The 11,655-nt window shown below is 44.0% G+C and carries 13 protein-coding genes; 5 read left to right on the top strand and 8 right to left on the bottom strand.

Translation table 11 applies throughout. From position 1 onward, the window contains the following. Positions 1 to 116: 116 nt before the first annotated feature. The 3 genes from hemH to htpG form a co-directional block, all read right to left on the bottom strand. The gene (gene hemH / locus BCT34_RS16810) at positions 117 to 1,079 is read right to left on the bottom strand and encodes a ferrochelatase (protein WP_076654808.1); all 963 of its coding nucleotides are present in this window, start codon (positions 1,077 to 1,079) and stop codon (positions 117 to 119) included. Between the two features lie 279 nt (positions 1,080 to 1,358). Next, positions 1,359 to 2,003, bottom strand: coding sequence for an adenylate kinase (gene adk, locus BCT34_RS16805; protein WP_048660860.1), 645 nt, complete (start codon positions 2,001 to 2,003; stop codon positions 1,359 to 1,361). 388 nt (positions 2,004 to 2,391) lie between these two features. After that, positions 2,392 to 4,296 carry a molecular chaperone HtpG gene (gene htpG, locus BCT34_RS16800; RefSeq protein WP_076654809.1) on the bottom strand — a complete coding sequence of 635 codons (1,905 nt, stop codon included), beginning with the start codon at positions 4,294 to 4,296 and terminating at the stop codon, positions 2,392 to 2,394. A gap of 269 nt (positions 4,297 to 4,565) precedes the next feature. Here htpG and BCT34_RS16795 point away from each other — a divergent pair, with 269 nt between their 5' ends. From BCT34_RS16795 to BCT34_RS16785, 3 genes are all read left to right on the top strand, one after another. Then, entirely contained in the window at positions 4,566 to 5,477 is a 912-nt protein-coding gene (locus BCT34_RS16795) for a transcriptional regulator (protein ID WP_076654810.1), read from the top strand. 1 nt (position 5,478) lies between these two features. Next, positions 5,479 to 5,994: a regulatory protein ToxS gene (locus BCT34_RS16790; RefSeq protein ID WP_017066005.1), complete on the top strand. Its 516-nt coding sequence runs from the start codon at positions 5,479 to 5,481 to the stop codon at positions 5,992 to 5,994. Positions 5,995 to 6,126: 132 nt separating this feature from the next. After that, a complete protein-coding gene (locus BCT34_RS16785; RefSeq protein ID WP_076654811.1) occupies positions 6,127 to 6,438 on the top strand; it encodes a SelT/SelW/SelH family protein in 312 nt (103 codons plus the stop codon). Between the two features lie 30 nt (positions 6,439 to 6,468). Here BCT34_RS16785 and yfcE read toward each other — a convergent pair whose 3' ends face one another. From yfcE to BCT34_RS16760, 5 genes are read right to left on the bottom strand one after another with little or no spacing between them, the layout of a single operon-like run. Continuing rightward, on the bottom strand, positions 6,469 to 7,014 hold the full coding sequence (gene yfcE / locus BCT34_RS16780; RefSeq protein WP_076654812.1) for a phosphodiesterase: 546 nt from the start codon (positions 7,012 to 7,014) through the stop codon (positions 6,469 to 6,471). Between the two features lie 47 nt (positions 7,015 to 7,061). Next, positions 7,062 to 7,469 carry a CBS domain-containing protein gene (locus tag BCT34_RS16775; protein WP_076654813.1) on the bottom strand — a complete coding sequence of 136 codons (408 nt, stop codon included), beginning with the start codon at positions 7,467 to 7,469 and terminating at the stop codon, positions 7,062 to 7,064. Beyond that, the gene (locus BCT34_RS16770; protein ID WP_019820233.1) at positions 7,466 to 7,816 is read right to left on the bottom strand and encodes a P-II family nitrogen regulator; all 351 of its coding nucleotides are present in this window, start codon (positions 7,814 to 7,816) and stop codon (positions 7,466 to 7,468) included. Before BCT34_RS16770 ends, BCT34_RS16775 begins: the two co-directional genes overlap by 4 nt. Then, complete coding sequence (locus tag BCT34_RS16765) at positions 7,806 to 8,600, bottom strand: DUF1538 domain-containing protein (RefSeq protein WP_076654814.1); 795 nt, start codon at positions 8,598 to 8,600, stop codon at positions 7,806 to 7,808. The genes BCT34_RS16770 and BCT34_RS16765 overlap by 11 nt, the downstream gene beginning before the upstream one ends. Next, positions 8,597 to 9,331: a DUF1538 domain-containing protein gene (locus tag BCT34_RS16760; protein ID WP_076654815.1), complete on the bottom strand. Its 735-nt coding sequence runs from the start codon at positions 9,329 to 9,331 to the stop codon at positions 8,597 to 8,599. The genes BCT34_RS16765 and BCT34_RS16760 overlap by 4 nt, the downstream gene beginning before the upstream one ends. A 289-nt stretch (positions 9,332 to 9,620) precedes the next feature. On the opposite strand from BCT34_RS16760, the gene BCT34_RS16755 reads away from it, so the two are divergent. Both BCT34_RS16755 and BCT34_RS16750 read left to right on the top strand, forming a co-directional pair. Continuing rightward, the gene (locus tag BCT34_RS16755) at positions 9,621 to 10,535 is read left to right on the top strand and encodes a TIGR01777 family oxidoreductase (protein WP_076654816.1); all 915 of its coding nucleotides are present in this window, start codon (positions 9,621 to 9,623) and stop codon (positions 10,533 to 10,535) included. 43 nt (positions 10,536 to 10,578) lie between these two features. Continuing rightward, the gene (locus BCT34_RS16750) at positions 10,579 to 11,406 is read left to right on the top strand and encodes an SDR family oxidoreductase (protein WP_076654817.1); all 828 of its coding nucleotides are present in this window, start codon (positions 10,579 to 10,581) and stop codon (positions 11,404 to 11,406) included. The last annotated feature ends 249 nt before the right edge of the window (positions 11,407 to 11,655 follow it).

Below are 11,655 nucleotides of genomic sequence, written 5' to 3'. Positions count from 1 at the left end.
GACTTGTGATCAAGAGACAGGCTCATTGAGCAGCCCTTTTGCTATTTGTATAAATTAGATTTGTATAGCTTAGTCTTGTTGTTTAAGCCCTAGCCGTAATCAATACTCAGTAGCGGTTAGCGATATTGCGCGACTAACTCTGCCATCATATCGATGTGCGAATCTCTATCGTTCAAACACATAATGTAGCTAAAGTCTGACCCCCCAGCGTCAATGAAAGTCTCTTTACACTGGTCAGAAATCTCTTCCAATGTCTCCAAACAGTCAACCGAAAATGCAGGCGCCATGATGTCGATCTTCTTGATGCCTTTGCTCGGCAGTGATTCAAGTGTCTCGTCAGTGTATGGCTTCAACCACTCTTCTCGACCAAATCGCGATTGGTATGTCATGGTGATATCGTCCGCAGATAAGCCGAGCTCTGCAGCAAGCAGTTTGGTTGTCGCTTCACAATGCTGAGGGTAGATATCGCCTTCATCAGCCAAACGCTTCGGAATACCGTGGAAAGAGCAAACCAAATGGTCGGCTTTGCCATTTTTATCCCAATGGCTACGAACGCTTTCAGCCAGTGCTTTTGCATAGCTAGGGTGCGCGTAATAGTCGCGAATAAAGCGATAGCTCGGGATAACTGGCATCTGTTTAAAGGCTTTAGTTAAACCATCAGAAACTGCCGCTGTGGTTGTGCCAGAGTACTGAGGATATAAAGGCAGTACGATGATGTCTTCAACGCCCTGCTCCATCAGTTGCTCAATGCCAGTCTTTAGGCTTGGGTTGCCATAAGTCATACCCAGTGAAACAGGCATCTCTATTTTCTTTTGGAGCTTTGCTGCTTGTCTTTGTGAGTACACAAGCAACGGTGAGCCATCATCCATCCAGACAGATTGATACAGCTTAGCAACTTTTGGTGAGCGAATCGGTAAAATGACCCCATGTAAGATAGGGCACCAAAGCCAACGCGTTAGGTTTACAACTCGCTTGTCGTGTAGAAATTCACTCAAAAATCGACGAACGCCAGCTGGGGTCGCAGAATCTGGAGTGCCTAAGTTCACCAGTAAAACGCCCTGCTTTTTATTATTTTCCATAGATACCTGGGACCAATATGTGATTTTCTGGAAAGTAATATACTAATCTACATAAGTTTAAGATCATTGCTTCCTATTAAATGTCTGAATAATCATTCTTTATATAGGAAATCTCAACATCCGCTCTCGATTGTGAATCACCTTCATAAAAAACGGTTTCGTCTTAAATGATGTGCAATCAAGTTATCTAGATTGGTATCGTACTTAAAATTGAAACAAAAAAAGCGACCCTTAAGGTCGCTTCCAATATATCAAATTCTAAAACTGGCTGTTAGCCAATTATGCTAGTGCTTTCTCAAGTTCTGCACTAACTTCAGCAACTTGCTTAGTACCGTCAAATTTAAGGTACTGAGTGTTACCTGCTTCTGCTTCTTTACCGTAGTAAGAGATTAGCGGAGCTGTTTGATCGTGGTATACGCCTAGACGTGCACGAACTGTTTCTTCTTTGTCGTCATCACGTACAACTAGCTCTTCGCCAGTTACGTCATCTTTACCTTCTTCTTTAGGCGGGTTGTACACAGTGTGGTATGTACGACCTGAAGGAAGGTGAGCACGACGACCAGCCATACGCTCAACAATCACATCGTCAGCTACGTCGAATTCAACAACGTAATCAACAGCGATGCCCATTTCTTTTAGGCCATCAGCTTGTGGGATTGTGCGTGGAAAACCGTCTAGTAGGAAACCTTTCTCACAGTCATCTTGAGCAATACGCTCTTTGATAAGACCAAGGATAATTTCATCAGAAACTAGCTGACCAGCGTCGATTACTGATTTTGCTTGCTTACCAAGCTCAGTACCCGCTTTGATAGCAGCACGTAGCATGTCACCAGTTGAAATTTGAGGGATACCAAATTTGTTCATGATGAAGTTAGCTTGAGTACCTTTACCCGCGCCAGGAGCACCTAGAAGAATGATGCGCATGTTTAATCCTCTTATAAAATTATGATTTATACCGAAGCTCACTATCCCTCTATTCTTGTTCATTTTTAGGATGAACAGAAAGCGTTAAGTAACCATTGAGGCTAAGCAAAACATTGAACAGAAGCAAAACGGTAAGTTTCGGTATAACGTTTAAAAATCATACAACTGGAGATAATCGCTTCCTAGCCCCAGCTGATTAGGTCGAGCATTCTATCACATTAATATTCAATTTGGCTGAATTTACGACTAAAGAATGCATCGACAACATTTGTTGTGACGATAACGGGGACGTTGACCACGTTTGCAGGATTTTCAACGACGTTCATAAAAAAAGCCCGCATTTGCGAGCTTTTTATTACAACAATGGGCTTAACCTAAAGTCGAAAGACTAACGCTTTGTTAGTAGCTCGTTGATTGCACCCAAGAATTGTGACGGATCTTCCATTGAGCCTTTTTCAGCAAGCATAGCTTGGCCAAGAAGTAACTCAACCCAACGACCGAACGCTTGCTCATCGGCTTCATCAGCCATCTGTTTTACAAGTGCATGCTCAGGGTTAATTTCGAAGATGTACTTAACTTCAGGCGCAGCTTGACCCGCAGCTTCAAGAAGCTTAGCCATTTGCGTACCCATTTCGAAATCGTCAGTCACAACAACCGCAGGGGTTGTTGCTAGCTTGAAGGTCGTACGAACTTCTTTAACACGGCTTCCTAGGTAAGATTGAGTACGCTCAACAACAGATTTGAACTCTTCTTCTGTCTCTTTTTGCTTATCTTTCTCTTCTTCACCCTCGAACTTGCTTAGGTCTAAGCCCGCTTTCGTGATCGATTGGAACTGTTTACCGTCGAAGTCAGTCAGATAGTTCATTACGTACTCATCAATACGATCGTACATCAGAACCACTTCAATACCTTTAGCTTTGAATTGCTCCAGGTGTGGGCTGTTTTTAGCTGCAGCGTAGCTATCTGCGGTTAGGTAATAAATCTTATCTTGGCCTTCTTTCATGCGCTCAACGTAAGACGCTAGGCTGATGGTTTGGTCAGCAGAGTCCACCTCTGTAGATGCGAAACGAAGAAGACCTGCGATCTTCTCTTTGTTCGCCATGTCTTCCGCTGGGCCTTCTTTCATTACAAGGCCGAACTCTTTCCAGAATTCTAGGTACTTCTCATTGTCATTTTTCGCCATGCGGTCAAGCATAGTAAGCACACGCTTAGTACACGCACCACGAAGAGACTGAGTTACCTTGTTATCTTGCAGAATTTCACGCGACACGTTCAGTGGTAGATCGTTTGAGTCAATCAGGCCTCGAACGAAACGCATGTAAGATGGCATGAACTGCTCAGCATCATCCATGATAAATACACGCTGTACATAAAGCTTCAAGCCGCTCTTATGGTCACGGTTCATCATGTCCCAAGGAGCTTTCGCTGGGATGTAAAGCAAGCTTGTGTAATCGTTCTTACCTTCAACTTTGTTGTGGCTCCAAGTTAATGGATCAGCAAAATCGTGAGACACGTGCTTGTAAAACTCTTGGTACTCTTCTTTCTCGATATCAGATTTGTTACGAGTCCAAAGTGCTTGCGCCTTGTTGATCTGTTCCCAATGCTTCTCTTCGGTGTCTTTACCTTCGTCATCTTTCACTGCTGTGAAGATAGAAACTGGGATGCCAATGTGATCAGAGTATTTACCAATCACCTCACGTAGACGCCATTCATTTAAGAACTCTTTACCGTCTTCGCGCATATGAAGGATGATATCAGTACCACGAGACTCTTTAGTAATGTCTTCGATGGTGTAATCGCCTTCACCTGCAGAGTGCCACTGAACAGCTTCATTGCTCGCTAGGCCAGCTGCACGTGTACGAACCGTTACCGCGTCTGCAACGATGAATGCAGAATAGAAACCAACACCAAATTGACCAATCAATTGAGAGTCTTTGCTTTGGTCTTCAGACAGCTTTGAGAAAAAGTCTGCAGTGCCTGACTTAGCAATTGTACCCAAATGCTCAATAACGTTGTCGCGGCTCATACCGATGCCGTTATCAGAAATCGTTAACGTGTTTGCTTCAGCATTGAAAGAAAGTTTTACACCTAGATCGGCATCACCTTGGTAAAGGTCACCGTTCGATAGAGCTTGAAAACGAAGCTTATCAGCCGCGTCAGATGCGTTAGAGATCAACTCACGTAGAAAGATTTCTTTATTTGAATACAGTGAGTGAATCATTAGATGAAGTAGTTGTTTTACTTCAGATTGAAAGCCACGAGTCTCTTTATTTTGCGTTGCCGTTTCGCTCATTTTTACTCCAAAACATCTATACTTTATGTTGAATAATCATAGGGGCGTAACACTTGATGCCACTCTTCTGTTCATTAACATGAGGATGACAAATGTAAATTCAAGGTCAAAAATCATAAAAACACTGTTTTTTTGATCTGTTTTTATTATCCTTGAGTCTGATAAATATAAAAGAACATAAAAAAGCCATAATTTGGTGAAGAATTAACGGAACTTCACCTGATATTTGTCTATTTCGCACCCAAAACAACCCAAAATAGAAGAATTCAATGAGCAATATCGGCACAAAGTTTATTCTCGCACAGCGGTTCGTATTCGACCCAAACAGCAATTCACTTGTTGATCAGTTGAGCGACGGTGAAGTCGTACGTCTTGGCAGCAATGAAAGCCGCATTCTCCTGATGCTGTCAGAAAGGCCCAATGAAGTGATCACTCGCAATGAATTGCATGAGTATGTTTGGCGAGACCAAGGCTTTGAGGTGGATGACTCAAGCTTAACGCAAGCGGTATCGACGCTAAGAAAAATGTTGAAGGACTCGACCAAATCCCCAGAATTTGTAAAGACAGTGCCTAAGCGCGGTTACCAGTTTATTGCGACAGTTGAGCGTTCTGCCCCGCTTTCATCAAATGATCAGCCAATCATGGCCGAAACTGCAGAAAATGACGCAGAGCCTATCCTTACGTTTGCAACGCCGACAGCAACTGAAGAAGCCATCACTGAAATGCTTGAGCCTGAGCCAATGGCAAAAGTTCAAGAAACTAAGGTGGAAGCAGAACCAGCAACCGCTCCTGTTGTGGCTCCCGCTAAAAGCACCAATAAGTGGCTAACATTTTGGCTACTGCTTGCCGCTTTCATCATGCCGGTTCTCGTTTTAACATTTACTAACCCAGCAGAATCCGAGTTCAAAACGTTGGCTGAAGTGGATGGCGTAAAGGTTCAATCACCGGCTAATTACCCAGATCTTAGCAGTTGGCTACCAGCGATAGAGAAGTGTGTATTACGTTACAACACCAATCACACTGGCATGCTAAAGCCGACTGAAGTGATTGCAACAGGCGGACAAACCAACAACCTTGCCCTCAACTACATTCACCCGCAAGATTACTCGAGCGAAAATGTAACCCTAAGAATTTACGCAAACCAGTCGGATGTAAACGACATTTGTAACGGTGGTGAGTAACATGAAATTAAAAGTATCGATTATTTTACTGGTGCTATCTGCGTTCTTAAGTGGTTGGTTATATTGGGGTAGCGATGCAAAAGTAGAGCGCTTGCTTACTCAGCATGAATGGCAATCAAAAATGGTGACTCTGATTAGCGATAACAAGCAAGCTGATTCAATCGGCCCGCTTCGTAGAGTTGAACTTTCATCGAACGCGAAATACCTACCAAATGGTACATACCTGAGAATGTCAGTGGTTAGGCTTTACGGAAATCAAACTGAGCCTGCGAATGTCATCAACATCTCTGAAACGGGCCAGTGGGATATTAACGACAACTATTTACTGGTTTCGCCAACAGAGTTTAAAGATGTGACTTCGGCTCAGCGCCAAGATTTTTCTGAAGAGCAACTAGAGCTGATCACTCAGGTTATTAAGATGGACGCAGAGCAAAGCCGACGCATTGACATTGTTAACCCGAAGGCACTGCTACTGACCAGCTTAAATCATGGTTCTACCGTATTGTTTTCGAACTAAGATCGAATAGCTCTTTACGGCATAGCAATAAAAAAGGAGCATGATGCTCCTTTTTATTACCCTTAGCATCTGTATTTTTATTTAAACAATGATATTGGTATTAAGAATTTACTCGCGTTTAAAAGGATGCCCATGAGTACAGAGTCAGATCAAACTGCTTCCCCTATAGCTAAAGCAACAATCGCCATACACTATTGTCGTCAATGCAATTGGATGCTTCGTTCTAGTTGGTTATGCCAGGAGTTACTGCATACCTTCAGCGAGGAAATTGAACAAGTAAGCTTGCATCCAGACACCGGAGGCCGATTCGAAATCTTTTGTAATGGTGTGCAGATTTGGGAAAGAAAAGCAGATGGAGGTTTTCCAGAGGCTAAAGTTCTGAAGCAAAGAGTACGAAACATCATTGCTCCAGACAGAGATCTCGGCCACGTAGACTCAAAGTAGGCTTTTTCTAACGTAGCCCATTACGTTTATTTAAAGCTGACCACTCACTAGAACATCACCTTCAAGGCTGATGACTGTGAAGGTATTGTTTTCATAAATACCGTAACTTGCTGCGTGCCCTTCTCGTGGGAATGTCACCGAGCTAGGGTTAAAGATAAAGATGTCATCTTGGTATTCAGCGACCGGAATATGGGTATGACCATGTGTAATTATGTCACCCGCTTTCAGCGCAGGGCGCTTATTGGTGTTGTACAAATGACCATGAGTTAGAAAGATGCGCTGACCTGATTCTAATAATACCCACGAGTAATCCATCATCATTGGAAAAGACAGCAGCATCTGATCCACTTCGCTGTCGCAGTTACCACGAACGGCAATGATCTCTTGAGCAAACGCATTCAACTTATCTGCAACCGCTGGCGGATTGTATCCCTCAGGGATCGGGTTTCTTGGGCCATGATTCAGAATGTCACCCAATAGAACTAAATATTGCGCGCCAGACGCTTGGTAGAGTTCTAATACCTTTTCTGTTGCTGGTAGCGAACCGTGTAGGTCTGAAGCAAAAAATAATTTCACACGTACTTCTCCATAAAATTTATGAGCCTATTGTACGTATCTAAATGCTACACGTCATCTCTCGCCATACCGTTGATCACGATATTATTGTAACTAACCATACCGACTATCTTGTTGTCACGAACGACTGGCGCACGACTGATACCAAAGCGCTCAAACAAACGAGCACAGTATTTAACGTTCATCTCAGCAGACACACTTAGCGCTGGTTTAGTCATGATCTCATAAACATTGGTTCGTTTTGGAGAGCGGTTTTTAGCCAGTACTTTTTTGGCAATATCATTCATCAATACGATGCCGTACTCGTCATCTTCATGGCGCTTGTCGACAATGATGGCTTTCACTTTATGCTTCTTCGCCATCTCTATCGCTTCTAACACCGTGGTTAGCCCATCGATGATCACATAGGTATTGGCCATGACATCGCCTACTCGGATTTTTTCACTGACACTCATAACTCGTCCTCCACAACCTTGGTTAATGTCTCGACTTGATGCGCGACTCCGACTGCATCTTCAACATCGATCTGCACTGCAATACCTTGTCCTGACTCTTGATCAAACTCTCCGACTTCACCAATAGTTTCAAGAATATGCCTAGCTAGATGCTCCTCGACAACAAACAGCAACACATCTTTTTGCACCTCTAACGTTAGGCCAAAAAAGGTGGTTTTTTGGTTTAAACCTTGCCCTCTGGCGTTGTTAATCACTGTTGCTCCGGTCGCACCCGCATCACGCGCGGCATCGAGCACGGTGTCGGTCTTGCTCTCTTCTACAAACGCTAAGATAAGTTTAAAGCGCATCTTTGCTCTCCTTAGAGGTGTGTAAACGGTTTAACCATTGTGTTATCTGGGCATAGCCCATCACTGAAATGATGGGGAATAAGCTGGCAAAAGCGATCAATCCAAAGCCATCAATAACAGGGTTTCGTCCTGGAACGGTTGAGGCGAGCCCAAGCCCGAGCGCCGTCACTAAAGGGACTGTCACCGTTGATGTGGTTACGCCGCCAGAATCGTAGGCCAGTGGAATAATGAGTTTTGGAGCGTAAAAGGTTTGAATGACCACGACGACATAACCAAAAATGATGTAGTAGTGGATCGGGTCACCCGCAACGATGCGGTAACTACCCAGTGAAATGCCAATCGCAACGCCCAATGCTACGGCGATCCTCAGCCCGTTAACACTGATACTGCCACCGGAAACTTGGTTTGCCTTGATCGCAACAGCGATCAAAGAGGGCTCGGCTATCGTGGTACTGAAGCCGATACAAAACGCGAATAGGTAAACCCAATAATAATCAAACCAAACTAATACAAGACCAGAACTGATTTTAAACTCAGTCAAAAAGCTGGGTTCGGTGAGCTGCATTGCCATCGTCTCCCCCAAGGGAAACAATGCGAGTTCCAACCCCATCAAAAATAGAGATAAACCTAGGATGACGTAAAAGAAACCGACCAGCACTTTAGCTAGGTTATTGACTGGCTTACGCAATACCGCCAACTGAAAACCAAAGATGATGACCGCAATCGGGATCACATCCATCACGGTGCCGAGAAAGGTGTCGATAAATTGCTGAATACTTATCATGTCACCACCATTCCGTACACCATGACAAACATCATCGGTAACAAAGAAGCAAACGCGATCAACCCAAAGCCATCTATCATAGGATTACGCCCTTTAATGGCAGAGGCTAACCCCACCCCTAATGCCGTCACTAACGGAACAGTGATCGTCGATGTTGTCACTCCACCAGAGTCATACGCAATCCCAATAATGTTTTCCGGAGCAAATGCAGTAAGTACCACCACGCCAATGTATCCGCCGATGATCATGTATTGAATTGGCCAACCTTTTAAGATTCTCAGCACGCCGAGTAAAATAGCAATGCCCACCGACAATGCCACTGTGAACCGCAGGCCATCGGCATACTGCTCCATTTCATCTAACGTGTTGGGAATTACCCCTCCCTTGGCTGCCACTTCTGCCGCTTCGGCTGCGACGGCGGTCAACGCAGGCTCTGCTATGGTGGTACCGAAACCTAAACAAAAAGCGAAGATCAATAACCAGAACACACTCCCCTTTCTGGCAAATGCTTGAGCCATCGACTCACCAATCGGAAATAACCCCATTTCAAGACCGAAGATAAAGAAAGTGAGTCCAAAAACGACCAGTACTAAACCGGTTAGAATGGATAAAAGATGAGGAAGCGGCTCTTGTAACACCGCAAGCTGGAAGAAAGCGATGACCGCCACGATTGGCAATAAATCCCTTAGGCTACCTAACATGGACCGAAACAAAGCAAGTACCGCCGTCATCGCCATTCCTTGTCGCTGATTATGAGTTAGTAATAATCATGGCAAATCCTTATCATTGCTATTGTGACAAATATTACGCAGTTGGTAACATATCCAAGTAAAGTGCATAAGTGTGATAAGGGTACACATCCTGAATTGCTGAATTTAATTTCACTCCTTCGTCAATTGAAAAAGGCGTAATTTAGGCATCACACGATTGAAACCTTATGATCGTTATAGTGATTTTTTCGTATTGGTTGGCGACTAAAAACAAGCCATGTCTATAATTATGTTTAATAGGGAGATTGATATGAAGATATTGTTAACTGGTGGTACTGGATTTATTGGCTCTGAATTGGTCAAGAGTTGGAACACTGACGACGTGACATTGCTGACGCGGAGCCCTGAAAAAGCAAAGCAAAGTCTAAATCACCTCAACCAGAACAACCTTCATTATATTCAATCCCTTGATGAAGTGAGCGATCTCAATGATTTCGATGCGGTGGTTAATCTTGCTGGCGAACCGATTGCTGACAAGCGCTGGACCGAAGAGCAAAAAGAAAGAATCTGCAGCAGCCGCTGGCACATCACAGAAAAGTTGGTCGAGCTAATTCATGCAAGTAGTAACCCACCACAAGCTTTTATTAGCGGTTCAGCCGTGGGTTACTATGGCGATCAACAACAGCATCCGTTTGACGAGTCACTGCAAGTGGAAGGTGAGAGCTTTCCTCATAAAGTTTGCGCTCATTGGGAAGAAATTGCCAATAGAGCACAGTCAGAAAGCACACGCGTGATACTGCTGAGAACAGGGATTGTACTTGGCGAAAATGGTGGCGCATTAAAGAAGATGCTTATGCCTTACAAACTTGGGGTCGGTGGACCTCTAGGTTCAGGCGAACAGTATATGCCATGGATTCACATGCTAGATATGGTGAGAGCCATCAACCACTTGTTGTCTATTCCTCATGCTCAAGGGGAATTCAATATGTGTGCCCCGCACCCTGTGACGAATAAACTGTTTAGCAGCACATTAGCGAAACAATTAGGTCGACCGCATTTCTTGTTCACGCCGAAATGGACAATGTCGCTGCTGATGGGCGAATCATCTTGTTTGCTATTTGACAGCATTCGCTCCAAGCCGAAGAAACTCACTGAGATGGGATTCATCTTTAGTTACTCAAGAATCGAGCCGGCACTAAAAAACTTGTTACAACATCAAGACTAATTCTTTACCCTAGAGCGATAGAGACTCTATTAAAGGATTAAGTGTGAACAAGTCAATTCTTATTACCGGTTGCTCAACAGGTATTGGCTATACATGTGCTCATGCACTCCAAAAGCGTGGTTTTCATGTCATTGCATCTTGTCGAGATCCACAAGATGTTCAACGCCTTCAAGATGAAGGACTCACCTGTATTCAATTAGATCTTTCTGACCAACAAAGTATTGAGCATGGCGCTAAGCTTGCTATCGATCTCGCACCCTATGGGTTGTATGGATTATTCAACAATGGCGCTTACGGTCAAGCAGGCGCGCTAGAAGACTTGCCCACTCAAGGGCTCAGAGAACAATTCGAAACCAACTTCTTCGGTTGGCATCACCTCGTCTGTCAGATCCTTCCGCACATGCGCGAACGTGGCGAAGGTCGAATCGTACAAAACAGTTCCGTGTTAGGTTTTGCAGCCATGAAATATCGCGGAGCTTATAATGCATCCAAATTCGCTATTGAAGGCTGGACGGATACCTTGCGATTAGAATTGCATGGCAGTGGTATTCAGATCGCCTTACTGCAACCGGGGCCAATTGAGACACAATTTAGAACCAATGCTCTGAAAGCGTTCAATAAATGGATCAACATTTCTGGCAGCGCGCACCAAAACGCTTACCAACAACAAAAAGCTCGACTCGAAAAAGAATCATCGAATAACGCTTTTGTTCTTCCTCCAGAAAGTTGTATTGAGCCAGTCTTTCATGCACTTACGGCCGATAAACCCAAACTGAGATACCGAGTTACGACCCCGACTAAAGTGTTCGCGGTATTGAAAAGGATTCTGCCGAGTCGTTTGCTAGACCCTATTCTGAGAAAAGCTGCATAAATTTCTAACTTTGAATGCAGAGTCGCAAACTTTAATGTAACGATGTAATTTTTCCGTAACATTAAGATGTCATGATTACCCTATCCCATCAATTATTTCCAATTGATGGTTTTACTCTGGAAACCTCATGACTTTAAATCGCCTTAATTGGGTAGGTGTGGGTCTGGCTATTACGTTGTTTATTCTGTTTTGAGTATCTCACGCAACGCCTCACTGACTGCCTCGATGATAACGCTATGCCTTCAATGT

The sequence above is a fragment of the Vibrio sp. 10N.261.45.E2 genome (assembly GCF_002875705.1).
In the GTDB taxonomy this organism is placed as follows: domain Bacteria; phylum Pseudomonadota; class Gammaproteobacteria; order Enterobacterales; family Vibrionaceae; genus Vibrio.
The sequence above is the reverse complement of the archived record's forward strand: the minus strand, read 5'-3'. Positions and strand labels throughout refer to the sequence as shown.